This is a genomic window from Sphingopyxis sp. P8 (assembly GCF_020622175.1).
GTDB lineage: Bacteria > Pseudomonadota > Alphaproteobacteria > Sphingomonadales > Sphingomonadaceae > Sphingopyxis > Sphingopyxis jiangsuensis.
The window spans coordinates 684,608-704,955 of record NZ_JACNMK010000001.1; the positions used below are offsets into that span (position 1 = coordinate 684,608).

General features: G+C 63.6%; 24 protein-coding genes. 13 read left to right on the plus strand and 11 right to left on the minus strand.

Annotated features, from left to right (window positions below; genetic code table 11):
- Positions 1-2: 2 nt before the first annotated feature.
- Complete coding sequence (locus H7692_RS03355; protein WP_222135948.1) at positions 3-1,277, minus strand: hypothetical protein; 1,275 nt, start codon at positions 1,275-1,277, stop codon at positions 3-5.
- 38 nt (positions 1,278-1,315) lie between these two features.
- On the opposite strand from H7692_RS03355, the gene H7692_RS03360 reads away from it, so the two are divergent.
- Complete coding sequence (locus H7692_RS03360; RefSeq protein ID WP_227339768.1) at positions 1,316-1,780, plus strand: hypothetical protein; 465 nt, start codon at positions 1,316-1,318, stop codon at positions 1,778-1,780.
- Positions 1,781-1,856: 76 nt separating this feature from the next.
- Here the strand turns inward: H7692_RS03360 and ubiM are convergent, their stop codons facing one another.
- Entirely contained in the window at positions 1,857-3,083 is a 1,227-nt protein-coding gene (ubiM, locus tag H7692_RS03365; protein ID WP_227339769.1) for a 5-demethoxyubiquinol-8 5-hydroxylase UbiM, read from the minus strand.
- 232 nt (positions 3,084-3,315) lie between these two features.
- Between ubiM and H7692_RS03370 the strand changes: the two genes are divergently transcribed.
- The 4 genes from H7692_RS03370 (at position 3,316) to H7692_RS03385 (ending at position 5,793) form a co-directional block, all read left to right on the plus strand.
- Positions 3,316-3,531 carry a hypothetical protein gene (locus H7692_RS03370; protein WP_222135946.1) on the plus strand — a complete coding sequence of 72 codons (216 nt, stop codon included), beginning with the start codon at positions 3,316-3,318 and terminating at the stop codon, positions 3,529-3,531.
- A 64-nt stretch (positions 3,532-3,595) separates the two neighbouring features.
- On the plus strand, positions 3,596-4,795 hold the full coding sequence (locus tag H7692_RS03375; RefSeq protein WP_222135945.1) for an NnrS family protein: 1,200 nt from the start codon (positions 3,596-3,598) through the stop codon (positions 4,793-4,795).
- 93 nt (positions 4,796-4,888) lie between these two features.
- The gene (locus tag H7692_RS03380; protein ID WP_222135944.1) at positions 4,889-5,149 is read left to right on the plus strand and encodes a hypothetical protein; all 261 of its coding nucleotides are present in this window, start codon (positions 4,889-4,891) and stop codon (positions 5,147-5,149) included.
- Entirely contained in the window at positions 5,146-5,793 is a 648-nt protein-coding gene (locus tag H7692_RS03385) for a NifU family protein (RefSeq protein WP_227339770.1), read from the plus strand. Before H7692_RS03380 ends, H7692_RS03385 begins: the two co-directional genes overlap by 4 nt.
- Here H7692_RS03385 and fixJ read toward each other — a convergent pair.
- Positions 5,771-6,358 carry a response regulator FixJ gene (gene fixJ, locus H7692_RS03390; RefSeq protein WP_314817292.1) on the minus strand — a complete coding sequence of 196 codons (588 nt, stop codon included), beginning with the start codon at positions 6,356-6,358 and terminating at the stop codon, positions 5,771-5,773. The genes H7692_RS03385 and fixJ overlap by 23 nt on opposite strands.
- Before the next feature lie 13 nt (positions 6,359-6,371).
- A complete protein-coding gene (locus tag H7692_RS03395) occupies positions 6,372-7,763 on the minus strand; it encodes a PAS domain S-box protein (RefSeq protein ID WP_222135941.1) in 1,392 nt (463 codons plus the stop codon).
- Between the two features lie 252 nt (positions 7,764-8,015).
- On the opposite strand from H7692_RS03395, the gene H7692_RS03400 reads away from it, so the two are divergent.
- The 5 genes from H7692_RS03400 (at position 8,016) to H7692_RS03420 (ending at position 12,516) form a co-directional block, all read left to right on the plus strand.
- Positions 8,016-8,705: an alternative oxidase gene (locus tag H7692_RS03400; RefSeq protein ID WP_222135940.1), complete on the plus strand. Its 690-nt coding sequence runs from the start codon at positions 8,016-8,018 to the stop codon at positions 8,703-8,705.
- A gap of 18 nt (positions 8,706-8,723) precedes the next feature.
- Positions 8,724-9,107, plus strand: coding sequence for a response regulator transcription factor (locus tag H7692_RS03405; RefSeq protein ID WP_227339771.1), 384 nt, complete (start codon positions 8,724-8,726; stop codon positions 9,105-9,107).
- Positions 9,108-9,155: 48 nt separating this feature from the next.
- Positions 9,156-9,992 carry a helix-turn-helix domain-containing protein gene (locus H7692_RS03410; protein ID WP_222135938.1) on the plus strand — a complete coding sequence of 279 codons (837 nt, stop codon included), beginning with the start codon at positions 9,156-9,158 and terminating at the stop codon, positions 9,990-9,992.
- Between the two features lie 66 nt (positions 9,993-10,058).
- Positions 10,059-12,266: an adenosylcobalamin-dependent ribonucleoside-diphosphate reductase gene (locus H7692_RS03415; RefSeq protein ID WP_227339772.1), complete on the plus strand. Its 2,208-nt coding sequence runs from the start codon at positions 10,059-10,061 to the stop codon at positions 12,264-12,266.
- Positions 12,267-12,294: 28 nt separating this feature from the next.
- On the plus strand, positions 12,295-12,516 hold the full coding sequence (locus H7692_RS03420) for a hypothetical protein (protein WP_222135936.1): 222 nt from the start codon (positions 12,295-12,297) through the stop codon (positions 12,514-12,516).
- Positions 12,517-12,561: 45 nt separating this feature from the next.
- Here H7692_RS03420 and H7692_RS03425 read toward each other — a convergent pair whose 3' ends face one another.
- Both H7692_RS03425 and traA read right to left on the minus strand, forming a co-directional pair.
- On the minus strand, positions 12,562-13,023 hold the full coding sequence (locus tag H7692_RS03425; RefSeq protein ID WP_227339773.1) for a DUF6118 family protein: 462 nt from the start codon (positions 13,021-13,023) through the stop codon (positions 12,562-12,564).
- Between the two features lie 9 nt (positions 13,024-13,032).
- Entirely contained in the window at positions 13,033-15,999 is a 2,967-nt protein-coding gene (gene traA, locus H7692_RS03430; RefSeq protein ID WP_227339774.1) for a Ti-type conjugative transfer relaxase TraA, read from the minus strand.
- A 172-nt stretch (positions 16,000-16,171) separates the two neighbouring features.
- On the opposite strand from traA, the gene H7692_RS03435 reads away from it, so the two are divergent.
- Positions 16,172-16,495: a conjugal transfer protein TraD gene (locus tag H7692_RS03435; protein WP_222135933.1), complete on the plus strand. Its 324-nt coding sequence runs from the start codon at positions 16,172-16,174 to the stop codon at positions 16,493-16,495.
- Between the two features lie 16 nt (positions 16,496-16,511).
- Positions 16,512-16,742: a conjugal transfer protein TraD gene (locus H7692_RS03440; protein WP_222135932.1), complete on the plus strand. Its 231-nt coding sequence runs from the start codon at positions 16,512-16,514 to the stop codon at positions 16,740-16,742.
- On the opposite strand, the gene H7692_RS03445 is transcribed toward H7692_RS03440, so the two are convergent.
- The 4 genes from H7692_RS03445 to H7692_RS03460 form a co-directional block, all read right to left on the minus strand.
- A complete protein-coding gene (locus H7692_RS03445) occupies positions 16,714-16,926 on the minus strand; it encodes a hypothetical protein (RefSeq protein WP_222136381.1) in 213 nt (70 codons plus the stop codon). The genes H7692_RS03440 and H7692_RS03445 overlap by 29 nt on opposite strands.
- A 15-nt stretch (positions 16,927-16,941) precedes the next feature.
- A complete protein-coding gene (locus H7692_RS03450) occupies positions 16,942-17,871 on the minus strand; it encodes a HEPN domain-containing protein (protein WP_222135931.1) in 930 nt (309 codons plus the stop codon).
- A 62-nt stretch (positions 17,872-17,933) separates the two neighbouring features.
- A complete protein-coding gene (locus H7692_RS03455; RefSeq protein ID WP_222135930.1) occupies positions 17,934-18,182 on the minus strand; it encodes a sigma factor-like helix-turn-helix DNA-binding protein in 249 nt (82 codons plus the stop codon).
- The gene (locus tag H7692_RS03460; protein WP_222135929.1) at positions 18,179-19,072 is read right to left on the minus strand and encodes an ArdC family protein; all 894 of its coding nucleotides are present in this window, start codon (positions 19,070-19,072) and stop codon (positions 18,179-18,181) included. The genes H7692_RS03455 and H7692_RS03460 overlap by 4 nt, the downstream gene beginning before the upstream one ends.
- 536 nt (positions 19,073-19,608) lie before the next feature.
- On the opposite strand from H7692_RS03460, the gene H7692_RS03465 reads away from it, so the two are divergent.
- A complete protein-coding gene (locus H7692_RS03465; RefSeq protein ID WP_222135928.1) occupies positions 19,609-19,848 on the plus strand; it encodes a helix-turn-helix transcriptional regulator in 240 nt (79 codons plus the stop codon).
- 55 nt (positions 19,849-19,903) lie between these two features.
- Here the strand turns inward: H7692_RS03465 and H7692_RS03470 are convergent, their stop codons facing one another.
- Complete coding sequence (locus tag H7692_RS03470) at positions 19,904-20,227, minus strand: DUF736 domain-containing protein (RefSeq protein ID WP_222135927.1); 324 nt, start codon at positions 20,225-20,227, stop codon at positions 19,904-19,906.
- Positions 20,228-20,348 lie beyond the last annotated feature (121 nt).

Below are 20,348 nucleotides of genomic sequence, written 5' to 3' on the forward strand. Positions count from 1 at the left end.
CGTCAGAAGCTGAGCTGCAGCGAGAGCCAGCCTTTGGTGGTGTCGCTGGCGTAATCTTTTGCCTCATAATGTGCGAATTTGCCGAGAATGACGAGATTGGGCCGGATGGGATACGCCGCCAACAGGTTCCACTCCTGCCCGTAGACAGCATCACTCGCGGTCGCCCGGAAATCATGTACGATTGCACGCAGATGGAGTCCCTTGAGCGCCGAACCCGGGCCGAAGCGGTAGCCGACCTCGCCATAAAGATCGCGCAGGCCTGCCGGCGGGGTGACAAGGAATTTGTCGGCCCAGCCGTTGAAGGCGTGGAGCGTCGCCAGCGGGGTCTGCAGCGCGACCGCGCCATCGCCTTGGAGCCGTTCGAACCCGGCCTTCACCGTCCACCCGCCCAGCGCCACGCCAGGTTCGATCAGCAGATAGTCGAGATCGAAGCGCGCCGGATTGGCGCCATATTCGGATTGGCGAGCAAACTCGGCAGCGTAGAGCATCTTCATGCCTCCCGCCACGGGCTGCTCGCCAACTATCCGCACACCCAGCGTCCGCGAACTTCCGGCCGGAAGGGCGGGTATATCGAGCCAGAAACCAAAGGCCGAAATCGTGCCGACGGAGTTATTCGAATGAGCGATCCGCGCCGCATTGATATCGGTATCGCGAAACACGCCCTGCGGCGAGTCTGGACCGAAGATACGGTTGACCCGCCAGGTGTTGAAATAATCGATCGACAGACCGTTGGCCGGACGCAGCGTCACCTGTGCGAGATCGAGCGTCTGGTCGTTCTGCCGCCAGTCAACCGAACCGATCCAGCGCTGGTTATCGAGGTTAATCGCGCGCCGCCCAGCAGCAAGTTCGATCGCCTCATGGGGCCGCCAGCGCAGAAAGGCCTGATTGAGCTGGATCGAGGACGGATCGGCCACTACCGGAAAGACGGCCTTGCCATTCGTCGTGTCGTTGTAATCCTCCGGCCCGAGGCGCACGATCGCATCGCCTTCCACCTGCACGCTGAGCCCTTGCCATTCACCCAGCCGGAATCCGGTCCTGATCCGCAAAGTCGAAGCTATCGCATCCTCGGGCAGACCGTCCTGCTCGACCAGTTCAAGTCGGTACCGAAAATCGGCATAGGGATCGAATCGGACCACCCCGGCATCGGCGGGGTTGGCGTCCTGTGCTCTCACGGCACCCAGCGGTGCCAGGGCGATCGCGAACGTGAACAGAATGAGCCGTGCCTGATACATGCCGGTTCGAATAGCCGGATCATCAGGAAGGTAATTGATTTGCATCAAGGAGCATTGCGGGAGCGCGATCTAGTTTGTCTCGCATGGACTGGTTGACATTCTCTCGCATGTTACACGTCGTCTCGGTGGTCGGCTGGATCGGCGGGGTCTGGTTCGTCACCTTCGTCGTGATGCCCGCCATCGCGCGTCGCGAGGCACCCGCGGCGCGCCTGGCCGCGTTTCATCAGATCGAACGGGGGTTCGCCCCGCAGGCAAAATTCTGGGTGCTGCTCGCGGGTCTTTCGGGCTTGTGGATGACCTGGGAAGCCGACCTGTGGTGGCGCTTTGCCGATCCGGCGCAATGGTGGATGCATGCAATGCTGGGGCTATGGCTGCTGTTCGCGCTGATGCTGTTCGCCGCCGAGCCGCTGGTGCTGCACCGGCGCTTCGCCCGTTCGCCGGACCCGGCGCGCGACTGGCAGCGGATGGTGGCGGCGCATCGGCTTTTGTCGCTACTGGCGCTGGTGACGACGCTTGGCGCGATGGCGGGGGCGCATGGGTTGTTCTAGTACGCGCGGTTAGCGGTTGCCAGAGACGTCCGCATCAAGGGGATCTTGCCGTCGATACGACCGCTCAGCGCCTGTCTTACTGCATCAGTAACGCACGAAGGGCGCCGCGCACTGGCCGCAATGCACCGACGCGCACTGCTGCATGACGCGCGGCCATCGCCGTCGGACGGTCGTTGGTGAACAACGCGACGAGAGTCCGGGTCGCCTGGTAAAGCGATCGGGTTTCGAGGCGATGCGCAAGCGCGTAGCGGCCGAGCGGTCGGTTCGCTCCGACATCGGGGACATTGCTGATGAGCCGCGCGAGGCGCATCGCTCCCGCCAGGCCGAAATTGAAACCATGCGCCGTCACCGGGTGCATTCCGACCGCGGCGTCGCCGACGAGCGCGAAGCGTTCCACCGCAAAGCAATGTGCGTAGGTGATGGTAAGCGGGTAGGCGTGGAGATCGGTCGCGAGCCTCATCGCACCCCAGCGGCCACGGCAGTACCCGGTCAGCCAGCGGTCGAGTGCCGGCTGCGGAAGCGCGAGGAGCGCCTCGGCTTCGTCCGTTTTCAGCGTCACGACAATCGAGGAGAGGCCGCGGCCGAGCGGAAGCATGGCTATGGTTCTCCCGCTGACGAACCACTCGGTTGCCGCGCCTTCCGCATCGGCGTCATGACGGATACGACCGACGAGCATGGTGCGCCCCAGTGGTTCGATGCCGGTGTCGATGCCGAATTGCCCGCGCAGTCGCGAGAAGCGCGAGTCAGCTGCGATCAGCAGATCGACCTCGATCGTTCCGCCATCGGCGAGGGTCACGACGACGCGGTCACCCTCAAGGGCCGCGCGATCGACGCCGCAGCCGGCACGAATCGCGACATTCGCCTGGTGCTGGACGGCTTCGAATAAGGCCCGGCGCAGCAGGTGATTGGATATCAGTACGCCGAGAGGCCGGTGATCCGCGAAGTTCGGTGCGATCGTCATCGCAAATCGCGAACGGCCGTTGAGCACGCGCGCCTGGTGCATGTCGTGGATTTCGGCGGACGGTATCAGCGGCCACACACCAAGGTCGCGCAGGCTGCGCATCGACCGGTGCGTAAGCGCAATTTCGCGGCCGTCGAACGGCGGCGCGGCAAGCACGGACAAAGGCTGGCGTTCGAGCAGGGTAATTTCGGTATCGGTTCCAGCAAGGGCACGCACGAAACCGAGGCCGGCGGGGCCCGCTCCGACGACCGCGATCCGGCGCTTCCTATCGGTCATTCTGCTTCTCCCTGAAACGCGGTAGCTCCAGACCGTATCGCGGATCGCCGCATTGCGCTGGATCAAGAAGCGCTGCCGAGCTGAACCCTTTAAGCGCTCGGCTGAAATGCTTCATTTGAGGGATTCCCCTTCCGGGATACTCCTTAGGTCGCGCTCCCAAATTTAATCGGCGCGGGCCTCCCCCTATCAATGAATGCAGTTTCGCATATTCCCAGGGGTGCCCATGATCAATTCGAAGAAGCGATGGCTGTGGCCGGGAGGGATATTCCTTTTTCCTTCGCGGCCCTCGGCCTCATCGGTGCTCAGCGAACGGCTCAAAACCGAACTCAGCACGAACAGCTATGACCCGAAGACCAGCGCAATCCCTGTTTCGCAGGCCTGGACGCGCGTGCCGGCCGACATCGTCTTCAGCATCGGGGCGATCGTCCCCGTGCGGTTCATGGTGCGACTCTTGACCGGCGCGCGCGCCATCCGGCCTGCGCCCCGTCTAGCGGCCGGGCAACCCGCCGAGTAACACCCCCTGATAGGCTGTTCGCCAGAGGGCGGACGGCCTGTCCTCTTCTGGAGGAATTTTTTCCATGCGGGCCGAAGATCTGCGCCACGATCGACTGATGCGGCTGCCACCAGTGCTTCGCAGCGGTTTCCGTCCTTTCTTTTTTGCTGCGGCCTGCTGGGCGCTTGGCGTCACTGCGCTTTGGGTCGGCGCTCTTTCAGGGCGGCTCGAACTGCCGACCCATATGGATTCGCTTGCATGGCACCGTCACGAGATGCTGTTCGGCTTTCTCGGCAGTGCCATTGCGGGGTTTCTGCTCACCGCCATACCGAACTGGACCGGGCGTCTGCCGGTCGCGGGGGGCCGCCTGGCGCTCCTGTTCGCGCTCTGGCTCTCGGCGCGGCTGGCCCTTCTCTTTTCAGCGCACATCGGCGCCGTTGCGGCGGTGATCCTCGATGTCGGCTTTCCGGCCGCTTTGGCTTTCGTCGCCGCGCGCGAAATTCTCGCCGCCAAGAATCGCAATGTTCCGATCGTCATCGTGCTCGGCCTGCTCACGATCGCCAACGGTCTCGACCATGCGGAGGCGCTGGGATTCGACGTCAACCCAGGTCTGGGCTGGCGCGCCGGCTTCGCGCTGGTCCTGATGCTGGTTTCGCTGATCGGCGGCCGGATCATTCCGTCCTTCACGCGCAATTGGCTTGCAAAACAGGGGGTCAGGAAGGGGCTTCCGGGGCAGCCGGGTCCATTCGACATGGCCACGCTCGCGATGAGCGGCGCCGCGCTCGCGGGATGGGTCGCCGCGCCCGATGCAAAGCTTGTCGGTGCGCTGCTGGTTATCGCCGGAGGGCTTCATGCGATCCGTCTCGCGCGCTGGTCCGGCTTGAAAACGATCCGCGATCCGCTCGTCGTCATCCTGCACATTTCCTATGCTTGGCTGCCGCTCGGCCTGCTTCTTCTGGGCGCGAGCGCCTTTGTCTGGTCCATTCCCGCTTCCTCGGCGCTTCATGCGCTGGGCGCCGGCGCCATGTCCTCGATGACGCTCGCGGTGATGACTAGGGCAACCCTCGGGCACACCGGCCGACCGCTCGTTGCCGACCGGGCTACCCAGCTCATCTATTTGCTCGTCACGCTGGGCGCGGTCCTCCGCGTCGCGGCGCCGGTGCTGCCGTTCGATTATCTGCGGTCGATCGCGGTGGCCGGCACGATGTGGGGCGGCGCCTTCCTGCTCTTCGCTTGCGTCTATGGGCCAAAGCTGCTCGGTCCGCGCCCCGATGGTCGCCCCTAATGAGCCGCGAAAGCCCGATCCGGCAGCTCCGGTACGCACCTTAGGTTCGGTTCCGCAATTTTCGATAAGGGTCGGTTGGCGCATGAAGATGTCATGAGCGAGAGACGATCTTCGCAATTCGAGTTTCCCGATGAAAGGGAAGTGTCGGCACGCGACATCGCCGCGGTCTGGCCCTGTTCATCGCTTGTCGCACCTGTCCCTTTACCCATGGCACACCCCGATCCTGGTTCTTCCGGCAAAAAATCCGGTCGCTCAGCGGCACGCACGCCTTTCGATGGCAATCGAATCGGTCCCAGGCGACCCGGCGCTATTCTGGCGGCGCTGGCGGCGATCTGGAAAAACGGCCTGCTGTGAAGCCCGTAGAATTCGAGCGGACACCGAATCCCGATGCAATGCGCGTCTTGCCCGGTTTCCTGCTCGCAATCGGGCCGCCGCGCAGTTTCGACAGGTCGAATGCCACCCATGAACCGCTGGCCGCAGCACTACTCGGGATCACAGGCGTCGCACGCGTTCTGATCGGCGCCGACTTCTTTACAGTCGTTCGTGACGGACCCGATCAAGATTGGGCAACCCTCCAATCCGACATCGCCTTGCAGCTGCTCGGCCTTTTTGAGGGCGAGCGCATGAGATCGGACGCCGGCGCCGAGCCGGCCGCTATCGCCGCCGCCGAACAGTTCAGCGACATCGAAGCGCAGATCGACGCGGTTCTCGATCGCTATATCCGGCCGTGGCTCGCCGCCGACGGCGGCAATGCCCTGCTCGACCGGTTCGACCCGGCGACCGGGACCGCCTGGGTCAGAATGGAAGGAGCATGTGGCGGATGTCCCTCCGGCAGCATCACCCTCAAGAAGGGGATCGAGACCACGATAAGGCATTGGGTCCCCGAGGTCGTCTCGGTACAGGCAGTCGGGGAAGCGCCGCGTGGCGATCCCAGGGCACGGATACGCGAATGGATTGCCGGCAAATGGCCCGATTTCAGGTCAGGCGTGAAATCATGACCATGCGCACCAGCTCGGACAAGGTTCGGGCGCCCATCTTGGTCATGACATTGGCACGGTAAACCTCGACGGTGCGTGCGCTGATATCAAGGTCATGGGCGATGACCTTGTTCGCCTTGCCTTCCACCAGCCCCTCCATCACCTCGCTTTCGCGGCCCGAGAGGCTATTGAGACGGCTGTCGATGTCCGCTCGCTCGGCCTCCATTTCGCTGCGGCTTTCGAGCTTGGCGAGCGCGCTGCGCACGGCAAGCAGAATGGCCTCGTCGCTGAACGGCTTTTCGATGAAGTCCGAAACGCCCGCGTGCAGGGCCTGGATCGCCATCGGCACGTCGGCGTGGCCCGTGATGACGATGACCGGATCGGTCACGCCCAGCGCCCGCAGGCGCGAGAGCAATTCGATACCGCTCATCCCGGGCATACGGACGTCGGTGACGATGCAGCCGCGCTCGACCTTCGGCAACGCATCGATGAACTCCATTGCCGACTCATAGGTCCGCGTGGCGATCTCCGAACAATCGAGCAAAAAGGCCAGAGATTCCCGGACCCCTTCGTCGTCGTCGATCACATGAACCACGGGTTCATTCTGCATCGAAAATTTCCTCCCTGCCCACGCTTGGAATGGTAAAATGAAAGATCGCACCGCCACCCTTGTTCGGTTCGGTCCAGATTTGCCCGCCATGGGCCTCTACGATTGTCCGGCAGATCGACAATCCCACCCCCATGCCGTCGCGTTTGCTCGATACGAAGGGCTGGAACAGTTGGTCTGCGATGTCGGGCAAGATACCCGGTCCTGAATCGGCGACGCTGACCTGGGCCATATCTCCCTTTGCGGGATTGATGCTGACGGTAAGATCGCGTTCCACCGAGTCGCCGAGCGCATCGACGGCATTGCGAATGAGGTTCAGGATGACCTGCTGCGCCTGAACCTTGTCGACCAGCACGAGATCGACGTCGGGATGCAGCAGGAAGCGGACGCGGATGCCATGCTCCTTGGCCCCGACCAGCGCGAGCGCACTCGCTTCCTCGACAAGCTTTGGCAGGCTTTCGACGCGCCGCTCGGTCTCGCCGCGCGATACGAAGTCGCGCAATCGACGAATGATCTCGCCGGCTCGCAAGGCTTCCTTGCCGGCACGTTCGACCGCGTCGGACACGCGCTCGCGCGGTATGTCCTCCCGCGCGAGCAGACGCTTGCTTCCCATCAGATAATTGCCGATCGCGCTGAGGGGCTGATTGAGTTCATGCGCGAGCGACGAGGCCATCTCGCCGAGCGCGGTGAGGCGCGAGACATGCACCAGTTCGCTCTGCAACTCCTGCAGGCGCGTCTCGGTCTGCTGCCTTTCGGTGAGGTCGCGCACAAAGCCGGTGAAATATCGACCCTCGGCAAGCGTCATCTCGCCAACCGCAAGCTCCATCGGAAAGGTCGATCCGTCCTTGCGCTCGCCGACGACGACGCGCCCGACGCCAATAATGCGCCGTTCGCCAGTTCGATAATAGCGATCGAGATAACCGTCATGTGCCTCGCGATAGGGTGAGGGCATGAGCATCGAGACATTCTTCCCCGTCACTTCGTCCGCCGTCCAGCCAAACTGACGCTGGGCAGTATCGCTGAAGTCCTGGATGAGGCCGGCCTCGTCGATCACGATCATCGCGTCGGGGACGGTGCGCAGGATCGATGTGAGATGCGCCTCGCGTTGCTCGAGCTGTCGCGTGATCGAAGATTCGCGTGCATGCGCTCGGTGCAGCCAGGCGCCGCCCGCCGCGATCACGCCGCCGATGATGGAATAGACCGAGGCCGCCACAATATCGCCCAATAGCAGATCGCTGGTCAATAATTTGGCGGCGATGCCCGCCGTCGCGCCGACCAGCGTCGCAATCAAAGCGGGCCAAAGGCCACCCAGGCCAGCTGCTGCGATAACGCCGGGCACAAAGAAAATGAAGGTCGCGCGGTTTGCGAGCATGGGGTCGAGCATCAGGCGGGCACCGAAGCCCAATGCGATGATCAGGATGCCGAGCGCTACCGCGACGGACGGACTGGTTTTCGGAACTATCCGTGGCCCAGGCGCCGCACGCAGCACCGGCTCGAGCAGACCCCGCCGGCGTGGCCGACCTCCGGTGTGCCCCGTAGGATGAAGACCCAAGTATCAACTCCCAGCAGCGACGCATAGAAAGGGACGACCAGTAAGGAGCCGGGGAAATGCCGCCTCCGAACAGGAGAATTTCCCATGAACATTAGCGCAATCAATCTCAATATGCATCACCGGCCCGTAGGGACGTCCGACCGGGTCGCCTATGGCTTCACAAAGATGCTGCGTTGGTGCGCCGACACCTTTTTCGCGAAGCGTTACGGCCATCGCGCGGTTGTTCTCGAAACCGTGGCCGCCGTGCCCGGCATGGTGGGCGCCACGATCAATCATCTCCGGTGCCTGCGGCGCATGTGCGACGATCAGGGCTGGATCAAGACGCTGATGGACGAAGCCGAAAATGAGCGCATGCATCTCATGACGTTCGTCGAGATCAGCAAGCCGACCCTGTTCGAGCGTACCGTGATCATCAGCGTCCAGTGGGTCTTCTACATCGCCTTCTTCGCGCTCTACCTAGTCAGCGCCAGAACCGCGCACCGCGTCGTCGGCTATTTCGAGGAAGAAGCCGTCATCAGCTATACGCATTATCTGGCCGAAATCGACGAGGGTCGTTCGCCCAACGTGCCGGCGCCCGCCATTGCCAAGCGCTATTGGGGCCTTCCCGACCATGCAACGCTGCGCGACATGATAGTGGTGGTGCGGGCGGACGAGGCACATCACCGCGACGTCAATCATGGGTTTGCGAACAGCATGGCCGGCCTTCCCACGGGAACGATTGCGCCCTGTCCGCCCCACCATGAACTCGAACCGCACTGGAAACGGGCGGCCTGAGTCCGGATCGATCGCAAATTGCCCCCTACCCGAAGCATCCTGCTCGTCGATGACGATCCCGCGCTGTGCGAGGCGATAGCCTTCGCCCTCGAAACCGAGGATTATTCGGTCCGGGCCTATGGCAGCGGCGAGGCTGTACTCGGGGAGGCAGCGCGGCTCCAATACGACTGCGCCGTTATCGATTATCGCCTGCCGGGCGTCGATGGGCTGGAGTTGCTCGCGCGGCTCCGGACCCGAGGCCTTCGCTGTCCTGTCATCATCATCACGAGCAATCCTTCGGCGCGGATGCGGCACCAGGCGGAGAATGCCGGCGCCTGCCTGGTCGAGAAGCCTTTGCTGCGCGACTCGCTCATCGACGCAATAGACGCGCTCGTGGCATCGCCAGGGAAGGATGGCCCATGATACGCCATGTGCAGCGGCTTGGTGACTCCATCGACAGCGGGGCCCGCGATGATTCCTAGCGGTCCGATTGCAAATGGCGCCGACATCGCCGGCGATCATCCCTGCTTTGGATGTCCTGTCCGTCACCGTGCCTTATGCAGCGCGCTTCGGCACGAAGAACTCGCAAGGTTCCGGCGCACAGGCATCGGACGCCGGCTGGCCGAAAGCGACGCGCTTTGCAGGGAGGGCACCCCAGCCGCGCATGTCTATACCGTGAAAAAGGGCGCGCTACGCCTGTCGAAGCTGTTGCGCGACGGCCGGCGGCAAGTGATCGGCTTTGCCTTTCCTGGCGATTTTGTCGGCGTGACGATGGAAGGCGAACATCCTTTCACGATCGAAGCAACGTGCGATGCAGAAGTTTGCCAGTTCCTGCGCATTCGCTTCGTCGCCTTCCTTGCGGACCACCCACACCTCGATCGACGCCTGTTTGGCGTGGCAGCCCGCGATCTGGCCGTTGCGCGCGAGCAGATCCTGGTCCTCGGCCGAAAAACCGCGATCGAGAGACTCGCCACCTTCCTGCTCGACATGACCCGTCACTCGACGCAAATCCCGGGCGAACCCGCGCGAGCTGTGCTCCCTATGCCGCGCAGCGACATCGCCGACTATCTGGGTGTGCGCAACGAAACGATCAGCCGCGAACTCGGCGTTCTCAAATCGAAACGGCTGATCCGAATGATCGGCACCCACAAGCTCGCGATCATCGACCGGGCAGCGATGGAACGCTTGGCGGCTGGCGACGACGCGCTAACGACCTGGCCGGATCCATATCCCTGCTGGCCGGACCCGACTCGCAGCCCGCCAGCCTCTTTGCAGGTGGTCAAAGCGGATGCCGCGCCCGAAAATTGAGGCAGATCAAAAGTCCGCATCGCATGATCGGCCACAGTGGCGAGCGGATGCAGCAGGGGGCACGCCATGAAATTTGCCAATGAACTCGCCGAAGACATCTGGACCGCTAAATATCGCTTCAAGTCTGCTCAGGGCGGCGGTGATTCCAGTATCGACGAGACGATCGCGCGCGTCGCAGCGGCGGTGGCGGATGCCGAGCGCGAAGACATTCGGCCGCTGTGGCGGGCGCGCTTCGAGGAAGCACTGACGGATTTCCGGTTCATCCCTGCCGGCAGGATTTTTGCGGGCGCGGGTACCGAACGCGCCGTCACGCTGTTCAATTGCTTTGTCATGGGAACTGTCCCCGACAGCCTGCCCGGTATCTTCGAGCATCTGCGGGAAGCCGCCGTCACAATGCAGCAGGGCGGCGGCGCGGGGATGGATTTCTCGACGATCCGTCCCTCGGGCAGCGTGGTCCATGGCGTCGGCGCCGAGGCGTCGGGGCCGCTCAGCTTCATGGACTGCTGGGATGCAATGTGCCGGACCGTGGAGTCGGCCGGCCAGCGTCGCGGCGCAATGATGGGCTGCCTGCGGATCGACCACCCCGACATCGAGGCCTTTATCGATGCCAAGCGCGATCCGGCCCGGTTTCGGAATTTCAATCTCTCGGTCCTGGTTCCCGACACTTTCATGCAGGCCCTTGCATCGGGCGCGAATTGGCCGCTCATTTTCGATGGCTGCGAAATACGCTCGGTCCCTGCAAAAGCTCTTTGGGTTCGGCTGATGCGTGCGACGTACGATATGGCCGAACCAGGCGTAATCTTCATCGACCGGGTCAATGAGAATAACAATCTCGCGCATTGCGAGACGATCAGCGCGAGCAATCCGTGCGGCGAGCAGATGCTTCCGCCCTATGGCGCATGCTTGCTCGGATCGATCAACCTGGCGCGGCTCGTCGACAACCCCTTCACGAGCGGCGCATTCCTCGACGAAGAAGAACTTGCGACGCTGACGCGTACCGCGGTGCGCTTCCTCGACAATGTGATCGACCTTTCGCGCTTTCCGTTACCGGCGCAGGATGCCGAAGCGAAAGCCAAACGGCGGATCGGCCTTGGGATCACCGGGCTTGCTGACGCGCTTCTCTTTTGCGGCGCAACCTATGGCCGGTCGGAGGCCATCGAATTGACCCGCCGCTGGCTCGGGGTAATCAAGCGCGAGGCCTATCGGGCCTCGGCGCTACTGGCAAAGGAGAAAGGCGCCTTTCCGCTCTACAAGAAGGCCATGCTGAAGCGGCCCAATCTCGCGTCGCTGGATGAGGAGACGCGCAGCCTGATCAAGGCGAACGGTCTGCGCAACGGCTGTCTGACCTCGATCGCACCGACCGGCACGACCTCGCTGCTAGCCGGCAATGTCTCGTCTGGAATCGAACCCGTTTTCGCTTACTCCTATACGCGGCGCATCCGTCAGGGCGACGGATCGACGCGCGAACAACCGGTCGAGGATTATGCGATGCAGGTCTGGCGGCAGCTAAAAGGCGATGCCTCGCCCCCGGACGATCTGTTCGTAAGCGCACAAACGCTGAGTCCCTCCGACCATCTGGCAATGCAGGCTGCGGCGCAAGCGCTGGTAGACAGCTCGATCTCGAAGACGGTCAATTGTCCCGAGGACATCAGCTTCGATGCGTTCGCCGATGTTTATATCGAAGGCTATCATCTCGGCTGCAAGGGTCTCACAACCTATCGGCCGAACGCCGTGACCGGTTCGATCCTGAGTGTCGCGCCCGCAGCGAAGGAACCGGAAAAGGCCGAACCGCCGCTATCACCCCGCGCCGAGGCGCTCGACGGCACAACTTACAAACTTCGCTGGCCCGACAGCGCGCACGCGGTCTATGTGACGATCAATGACGAGCAGCAGGATGGCGATCGCCGGCCGTTCGAGATTTTCGTCAATTCGAAGAATATGGAGCATTATGCCTGGACGCTCGCGCTCACCCGGATGATCTCGGCCGTATTCCGGCGGGGAGGCGACATTTCTTTCGTAGCTGACGAACTGAAAGCCGTCTTCGACCCGCGCGGCGGCGCCTGGATGCATGGTCGCTACGTCCCCTCGCTCCCGGCGGCGATCGGCGGAATCGTCGAGCGTCATATCGGCACACTCGAAGTGCCGCATGAAGCGCCCGAGCAACGCCCAGACCCGGCGCCGCGCCCGGCCTGCCCGCAATGCGGCGCTGCATCGCTAATCAAGGTCGAGGGTTGCAGCAATTGCCTCGACTGCGGATATTCGAAATGCAGTTGACGCGCAGTTCCGCTCAGACCGAGCGCGAATGGCGGGCTCGACCATCCTCGATCTTTCGGGCGTACCCGGCACGGTGCTTGTTCAGCTCGTTGGATCGAGCCTCAGGATCATCTATGAAGCACTCAACTGGAGCCGAAGGACCCAGAGCGGCATCTGCTACCTCTGTTCGTGGTGGTGGAGGAAGCGCATCAGCGCCGCCAACTTCATGATGCCGATGTCCGATTTTGGGCTAAAACCAAGAGCCATTTGAATGACCGACCTGACGCGCAAACCCGACGCATTGGGCGAGGCGGGCCTAGCCCGACACAGCGACGCCGATCAATGCGAAATAGGCGCCGAAAAGGAATCCACCGGTGGCGGCCCAGGTCACCCACCAATCCTGCTCGGCGGTCGAGCGGCGCTGCTTGATCATCCCCTCGACGCGGCCAAGCTCGCGGGATAGCGCGTCGCGCGCGTCACCAATGGCCTTGCGATCTTCGGTGCGGACGATGATCGCTGCATCCGCGAGCCGGGTTGCGAGCCCTTCTGGCGTGAGGAGCATGGCGGGCTTGTCGCGGATGCTTTCGATATGCTGGTCAACCAGGTCGAGGCGCCCCTCGATCTTGCGAAGCGTCGGCGAATAATCGGGCATTTTCTCCTTCGCTGCCGTGAGCCCTTCGATCGCCGCGTGCAGGAGCGATACTTCGTCGCGCAGCTTGTCGAAGGCCTCGGCGGCATTGTTGGAAGCCGGGTTCGAGCGGGGGCGTTTCACGGTCATGGCATTGGCCTACATCGATATCCCCATCCCGCGCGAGCGGCCGAGATAATGCTGGAGGTCGTGCGACAGCGATCCTGTCGCAGAGGGTTTCAGGCCGAGATCGGCGCGGCGATTCTGGAGCAGCGACTCGAGCTGCGGGTCGCGGTGCAGGCTCTTCGCCATGTCGTTGAGGTTGGCGCGCGCCTCATCGCGGGCGGCATGGGTCGGCGCCTTGCGCGCCCGCATGCTCTCCTCCTTCCAAGACGCGACGAACAGCTCAGCGCGCTTGTCGGTCTCAGCGGCGAGCCGCGCCCGCTCGCGCGCCGCGCGCTCCGCCGCCACGCGCTCCGCGGCCACGCGCTCCGCGGCACGCGCAGCCGCTTCCCGGTCCATCGCGGCGATAGCCCCTGCGGTTTTCCCTTCGGCAGCTTGGCTGGCAAGCTTGTAGCTCTTTCCGAAAGCCTCGCGCAGGTCGCTCGCCCCGCCGGGACGCAGTGCATCGACCTCGCCGAACGCCTTGCGATAGCTGTCGAGTTCGTGCGGCAGTTCCTTACCCCCGGCGCGCCGCACGTCGACGATCTCCTTCGTCACCCGCGCGAAGCGTTCGACCGCCTTGTCGAGAGCCGAGTGCGCCGGTGCGGGATCGAGAGCACGGGCACTGATCTTCACCTCGGAGAGCCGAGAATCGCGCCGCAGTTTGGGCGCAGGCTCTTCGAGAGCCTTGCGCGGGACAGTGAGCTTCAGGCCATCGAACATGGAGCGTTTGGACTCGACGACCTTCATCGCCTCCGCAACCTTGTAATCGCTCGCCATATCCTTGCCGCGTTCGCGCGAGGCAACACGAATGAGCTTGGACTGGCTCGCAAAATCGTCGCGGCCATAATATAGACTCACCTGCTCGCGGTGCCTGGACAGCGCGACGTAAGTCGAGTGGCTGTCTACCCCCGGCGTCGCGAGCAGCTGCACCCGGTCGACCGTCATGCCCTGGGCCTTGTGGATCGTGGCGGCATAGCCATGATCGATATGGGCATAATCTTTGAGGTCGAACGCGACGCGCCGCCCGTCGTCGAGCGTCACCGCCATGCGCGCCGGAGTCACGGTCTCGACGCTGCCGAGCGAGCCATTCTTCACGCCAAGCTCGCGCTCGTTCCTGAGGAAGATGACGCGGTCGCCCGATGCGAACGCACGTTCTCCGCGCTCGACGGTGATGCCCACCTCTGCGCCAAGCGCGCCGCCCGCCTTCAGCCGCTCGCGCACCTCGGCATTGAGCAGCCGCGCTTCGTCGTTGGTGTGGGTGAGGATGATGCGGCTGGCACCCGGATGCGCCTGACGATCACGATCCCACGCATCGACCAGCTCGGCGCGCGCGGCCTCGCGGGTATCGGCGGCGTGGACATGTCCCGCCTCGGCGTAGCGACCGATCGCCTCGCCGGTCCGCCCGGTGGCAAGCTCGCGGGTCGCCTCGCGCTGCCATTCCGCCTGCTGGCGGCGGATGTCGATGATCTCGACAGCGCCGTGTCGTTCGGCCGCGGCACGGAACGCCGCGCCCGCCTCGATCGCCTGGAGCTGCTGCGGATCGCCGACGAAGACGACCTTTGCGCCCTGCCGCTCGGCTTCGGACACGACGCGCTCGAGCTGGCGCGTGCCGACCATCCCCGCCTCGTCGATGACAAGGATATGCTTGCTGGTGAGCCGCTCGCGGTCGTTGGCCCATTGATGCTCGAGGCTCGCGAGCGTGCGCGAGGCGATGCCCGAGCCATTCTCCAAGCCTTCGGCCGCGATGCCCGAAAGGGCGGCGCCCTGCACCTGATAACCGGCGCGCTCCCATGCCTCGCGCGCGACGCCGAGCATCGCACTCTTCCCCGTGCCGGCATAGCCGACGACATTGCTGATCCCCCGCGCGCTGGTCACATGCTCGAGTGCGCCGCGCTGCTCGAGCGACAAGTGGAGGCCGCGTGCCGACGCACGCGCGAGAGCACGCTCGCGATGACGCTCGGCGACGCCATGATTGCGCCGCGCATCGAGCATCGCGGTCGCGCGTTCGAGCCGCTGCTCGGTCTCGATCATCGCGCGCGACGTGAAGCGCTCCTCACCACGCCCATCCTTGCCTAGCGCAATCAGGTCGGGCGATGCTTTCACCGCGCCCATCACTGCATCGAACTGGATGGTTCCGGCACTGTGACGGTGCACGAACATGGCGAGGTCGCGGTTGGTGAACGTCGCCTGGTTGTGGGTTATCGTATCGAGCGCGAGCGACGGGTTGGCGAGCAGCTTCTCGCCGTTCCGCCGCGCGATGTCGAGATGCTCCTCGGCGCGGTCGGCCTCGAGCCCTTGCTCGACCATCCGCGACGCCGCGGGACCGATCTTGTGCTGCGGTTCGAGGTCGATTCCCTGCGCTTCGAGACTGCGATGATCGATGCGCGCGTCGATATCGAGCGATGCCAGCCGCTCGTTGACATGATCTGCCCACGCCTCGCGCCAATGCGTCAGCAGCTCGGTGCGGTTCCAGTCGCGGACCTTGGCGCCAAACTCGGGCGATCCGTCTTCACCGATGCGGATCTCGCGCATCGTCAGCATGACATGCGCGTGCGGCCGCGCGAGCCCGTCGGCGCCGATGTCCCAATGGACATTGAGGTCGGCGACCATGCCGCGTGTCACAAACTCGGATTGGACGAAGTCGCGCGCCAGCCCGATCCCCTGCCCCTCGGTCATCTCGCGCGGGATCGCGAACTCGATCTCGCGGGCGAGCTGCGCGTCCTTGCGGACCTCGACCGCCTCGACATCATTCCAGAGCTTTTCGCGGGTTTGCCACTCCTCCGGCGCGCCTTCGGGCAACAGCACCTCGCTGTGCACGACACCCGCCTTGTTCGAGAAGTCATGGGCACGACCAAGCCGCTCGTCGTGCAGCCGATCCGCCGAACGATAGGCAGCCGCGGCGACCGCGCTGCTGCCGACAGCGCGAGAAATGACTTTTGCGGAGAAATGATACAGCGCCATAGCGCCGTACCATTTACAGCAAAACGAGCACGTCGGCACGACGTATAAGCGCGCCCTCACACGATTTGATCGCGCTCGGGATCACAAAGTCGCAAGAGATTTCAGCGGCTTGCCGGGCTTTGAGACTCGGCATAGCTGGTTCGTCCGACCCTCACAAACGGAAGGACAGACGATGCGAAAACCGAGAGATTTCGACGCCGAACTCCAGGCGCTGACCGACAAGGCCAAGGCGCTCAAGACGAGGAAGCAAGGACAGCTTGGCGAGCTGGTGATTGCGACCGGCGCGGACGGCCTGTCGATCGAACAGCTTGCGGGCGCACTACTCGAAGCGGTCGGCGCTGACGCGGCGCGAAGGGAGGCGTGGCGGAAGAGCGGCGCGGCCTTCTTTCGCGGAGACGGCGCCGGCGCTCGCAAAGGCGCTGGCCGTGACGCGCGCCGCGCATCGCCGGACGGCTCAAGCGCGCAATCGCCTGCAGGCGAAGCGGGCGCGGCATGACACGCGGGCTTGGCAGGTGAAGCGCCGCGAACGCACGCGCCAGTTGATCGAGCTTGGTGGGCTGATCGCCAAGGCCGATCTAATCGAGCTCACCGGCGACGATCGCGCGGTCATTCTCGGGCTGCTCGTCGAGGCCGCCGCAACGCTGCGCGGCGAAGCGCGCGAACGGCAGCTGACTTTATGGCGACGGCGTGGGAAGCGCGCTTTCGCCGATGGCGTCAGCGATGATGCGACGTCGAGACCTTGACCGAACTGCAAAGTCCGCAGGGCCGCTTCTCGCGGGCGTAACCGCCAGCGCCGCCGAGACCGCGCGTCACGACATTCGCTTGCGAGCGAACTGACAAGTTGAGCCGGTCGGTGATGCAGTCATCGCATATCGCGACGCCTTCGAGGCGCTGAATCAGCGCCTCGATTTGCCCCGCAATGGTCATGCGCCGCGGCATGAATCAGCGACCGGCCTGCGCAGCTGTTTCAAGCTGAGCAATTCGCTCCGAACATATGGCGTGGACGGCGCGGCCAAGTTCTTCGACGCGCTCGCCAAGCCAGCGCAATTCCTCTTCGGTGATGCGATAATGCTTCGAGTAGCGCGCCTTCACATAGGCTTCCTTCAGCTTCTCGAAATGCCTGCGATCCGACTTCAGGTCGCGCGGCCAGACATCGACGAGGCGCATGTCGAGCCGCTCGGCCTGGGTACGCAGGAAGCCGAGATTATGAACGTGAGGCGTGTAGAAGGTGCAGACCAATAGGACGCAATGGTAGAGGCGTTCGACACCCTGATGAAGTTCAAACGCGGCCTTTTTGTAGCGGCCACGTTCGGTGTTTGAACGGTAGTCGTCAAAAAACTCTCCCGCACTCGGGAACCACTCATCAAAATATTCCTGCGCCATGTCGAGCGCCTGCTCGGGCGTCTTCGGCTTGGGCTTGTGCAGTTCCTTGTCGTCAAATTCATAGAGCGCTATGCCGTCCTTGGCGATGTCCATGAAGAAATAACGCCCGTGCGCGAGCCCGTCATTCACTTCGGACATGGTGTGGATGATGAGGTTGACGGGCGTGTGCAGCGTCTTGTCGATCAGAAGCTCGCGATTGAGACGGTCCTCGATCTTCGGCCAAAATTCGACCTTGTCGGTGAGGCGCTTGTCGCTGACGATAATCAGCAAATCGAAGTCCGACCGGTAGCCCTTGGCGGTATGCGGCTCATCGACCCAGCCGCCGCGCGCGTAGCTGCCGTAAAGGATGATCTTGTCGATCCGGCCCTTCTTCTTCCAGTTCATCGTCGCGAGCGCGATGCTGTCGGCAAATTCCTCGAAGATGATCGCCTTCACGCGCTCGAGTTCGCGCTGCTTGTTGGCCGGAAGATGATCGAGGTCGGTGCGCATGGTCTTTACCTGTGTAATTGCATCGGCCGGATGGCAAGCGCCATCCGGCCTTCGCGCGGCCATCAACGCAGGAAACGCCACCACCATGGATCTTTTTCATCCATGACTTTCATGAGGATGCGCAAGGCCACCGCGAAATGGGCTTCGACACCGGCGACGCTGATACCGAACCGGGCGGCGATCTCGGAATAGCTCAGCTCCTCGACGCGGATCGCGAGAAAGACCTTGCGGGTCATGCGGGGCAACCGGTCGACCGCGCGCTCAGCGCGCCACAGCGCCAGACGTTCCTCGCGCGACATGCGCGCGCTCATTGCTCGGCTCCCGCGAACGCGAACAGATAATCGCTCGCCTTGCTCGCCTGACTGGCGGCGCGGAAGATCGCCCTCTCGTCATCGCGCAGCACCGACAGCCACGACGCGATATAGTCCGAATGGCGAACGGTCGGCGCGATGCCGAGCGATGCGCAGGTGAACGCCGCCGCCATCTCGGCGACCAGCTCTTCCTTGGCGTAGGCCTCGGAACCGAACCCGCCCTTCTGGTCGCGGTCCAATCGGCTGCCATGACCGGTCCAATGACCCAGCTCGTGCAGCGCGGTGCGATACCAGTTGATCGGTTCATGAAACGCCGCCTGCGGCGGCACCTGAACAAAGTCATGGCTCGGGCTGTAAAAGGCTTCACCGCCGCCGATATTGACGCGCGCGCCGGTCGCGGCGATCAGCGCATCGGCCTCGGCATTGGCAAGCACCGGATCGGGGCTGACCATCGGCGCGATATAATCTGCGGGCAGTCCGTCGCACTGGTCGATGTTGAAGACGACAAAACGCTTCAAGAAAGCCACCTGCCGCGCCTCGCGGTCCTCGCCGCGCGCGGCCTCGGCTTCGGCCTTCGGCGTAAAGCGGTCGGCATAACAAATGACCGTGCCTTTCTCGCCGCGCCGGACGTTGCCGCCCGCTGCCTCGGCCTGCCGATAGGTCATCCATCGCTGCGCGCTATAGCCTTTGGAAACAACCTCGGCCCACAGGATCAGCACATTGATCCCCGAATATTTGCGGGCCGTTCCGGCATTCTGCGGCATCATGCAGCTGCACACCGCGCTGTCCCACGGCTGCACCCATGGCAGCCGTCCCTCTTCGAGCTCCGCGATGATCTTGTTCGTGACCTCACTATAGAGGCTCACCCGTTCTTTCCGTGCCTTGCGCATATCCTTTCTCCTTCCAGCCACCGCACCCCGGCCCGGAAGGGGGCGGGGTGGGCGGCAGGAGGGAGCCGGCAGACCCGCGTCATCGGGCGGGCTGCATCCGCAGGATCGGAGCGAAGTGGAGAACCCGCGGCACGCGGGTTGCGGCCCGGCCGGGCGGGGCTAGAGGCGAGTGACGCCCACCCTGCCCCCCGCCGCGCCGGGACAAACGACGCCGCCGCGCAGTGGCGACCGCGTGCGCGCCAGCGGCGCCTTACCGGACACGAATCGGACGATGCTCGCGCCGTCTGCGGCGCGTCCTTCGCAGCGCGACTGTCTCAGACAGTCTCAATCGCGAGTGGGAACGAAATTATTTGCCGCGACATGCAGATTTATTCTCACACGCTGCACTTGGACAAATTTTCCCACAATTGGACAAAGTACGACAGACTATGACAACGCCATTTTGGCGAGAAATTTCATCATGTTGACGAGGCGCAAAACTTTCCCATTCTCATTTGCGGGGCATCATTTTGAACCAGTAGATGAAGGAACTGTTCATGGCGTTTCAATCCCCTCTCCGCCTCATGCGTCTCAACGAAGTGCTCGATCTGACCGGCCTCAGCCGCGCGACCCTCTACCGCAAGATTGCCGTGGGCACATTCCCACCGCAGCACAAGCTCGCGACACGCTGCTGCGGCTGGCGCGTCGGCGAGGTCGACCTCTGGCTGCGCAACCCGATGACCTTCACCGTCGCCGACCTCGATCGCGACAATAAGCCCGACGGCGACCCTGACTGAACACCGCACGGCAAAGCCCCGCGCCGCATACCGCGGCGCGGGGCGGAAGCCCGGCTCAGTTGTCGGGGTTCCAGATGATCGCATAAGCGTCTTCGCTGTCCTGGCCGGCGGCGCGGCCGAGGTTGGCATAAAGGCGGCGCGGCCCGAACTCGGGGGCTGCCAGTGTCAGCGACACGAAAGGCTTGCCCGACGCTTCGCCGATGCGGACCCAGCCGGCACCGATCTCGACGCCTTCGGAATAGACCCGGTAATCAGGCTGGACGTCGCCGCTCTTCGAGCCGTTGGTCCGGATTTCGATCGCCGCGCGGATCGAGAGGGTTTTCAGCTGGCCCACGAAGCCTTTTTCGATGGTGCCGTTCACAAAGCCGATAGCTGCCATTGGTCGTCTCCTTCACTGTGCCGCGGGACCATCCCTGCGGCATGGGCGGACCAGCGACCGGCGCATAAGGCGCCGCGCGAACCCGAAGGGCGGCAGCAAAGCGGAGGAGTGCGGCGGCGCG

Bases quoted from the DNA above. Each gene is read 5' to 3' on its own strand.
- H7692_RS03355 (WP_222135948.1), bottom strand. From the start codon at position 1,277: ATGCAAATCAATTACCTTCCTGATGATCCGGCTATTCGAACCGGCATG.
- H7692_RS03360 (WP_227339768.1), top strand. From the start codon at position 1,316: ATGGACTGGTTGACATTCTCTCGCATGTTACACGTCGTCTCGGTGGTC.
- H7692_RS03375 (WP_222135945.1), top strand. From the start codon at position 3,596: ATGCGGGCCGAAGATCTGCGCCACGATCGACTGATGCGGCTGCCACCA.
- H7692_RS03380 (WP_222135944.1), top strand. From the start codon at position 4,889: ATGAGCGAGAGACGATCTTCGCAATTCGAGTTTCCCGATGAAAGGGAA.
- H7692_RS03395 (WP_222135941.1), bottom strand. From the start codon at position 7,763: ATGCTCGACCCCATGCTCGCAAACCGCGCGACCTTCATTTTCTTTGTG.
- H7692_RS03400 (WP_222135940.1), top strand. From the start codon at position 8,016: ATGAACATTAGCGCAATCAATCTCAATATGCATCACCGGCCCGTAGGG.
- H7692_RS03410 (WP_222135938.1), top strand. From the start codon at position 9,156: ATGATTCCTAGCGGTCCGATTGCAAATGGCGCCGACATCGCCGGCGAT.
- H7692_RS03415 (WP_227339772.1), top strand. From the start codon at position 10,059: ATGAAATTTGCCAATGAACTCGCCGAAGACATCTGGACCGCTAAATAT.
- H7692_RS03420 (WP_222135936.1), top strand. From the start codon at position 12,295: ATGGCGGGCTCGACCATCCTCGATCTTTCGGGCGTACCCGGCACGGTG.
- H7692_RS03425 (WP_227339773.1), bottom strand. From the start codon at position 13,023: ATGACCGTGAAACGCCCCCGCTCGAACCCGGCTTCCAACAATGCCGCC.
- traA (WP_227339774.1), bottom strand. From the start codon at position 15,999: ATGGCGCTGTATCATTTCTCCGCAAAAGTCATTTCTCGCGCTGTCGGC.
- H7692_RS03435 (WP_222135933.1), top strand. From the start codon at position 16,172: ATGCGAAAACCGAGAGATTTCGACGCCGAACTCCAGGCGCTGACCGAC.
- H7692_RS03445 (WP_222136381.1), bottom strand. From the start codon at position 16,926: ATGACCATTGCGGGGCAAATCGAGGCGCTGATTCAGCGCCTCGAAGGC.
- H7692_RS03450 (WP_222135931.1), bottom strand. From the start codon at position 17,871: ATGCGCACCGACCTCGATCATCTTCCGGCCAACAAGCAGCGCGAACTC.
- H7692_RS03455 (WP_222135930.1), bottom strand. From the start codon at position 18,182: ATGAGCGCGCGCATGTCGCGCGAGGAACGTCTGGCGCTGTGGCGCGCT.
- H7692_RS03460 (WP_222135929.1), bottom strand. From the start codon at position 19,072: ATGCGCAAGGCACGGAAAGAACGGGTGAGCCTCTATAGTGAGGTCACG.
- H7692_RS03465 (WP_222135928.1), top strand. From the start codon at position 19,609: ATGGCGTTTCAATCCCCTCTCCGCCTCATGCGTCTCAACGAAGTGCTC.
- H7692_RS03470 (WP_222135927.1), bottom strand. From the start codon at position 20,227: ATGGCAGCTATCGGCTTTGTGAACGGCACCATCGAAAAAGGCTTCGTG.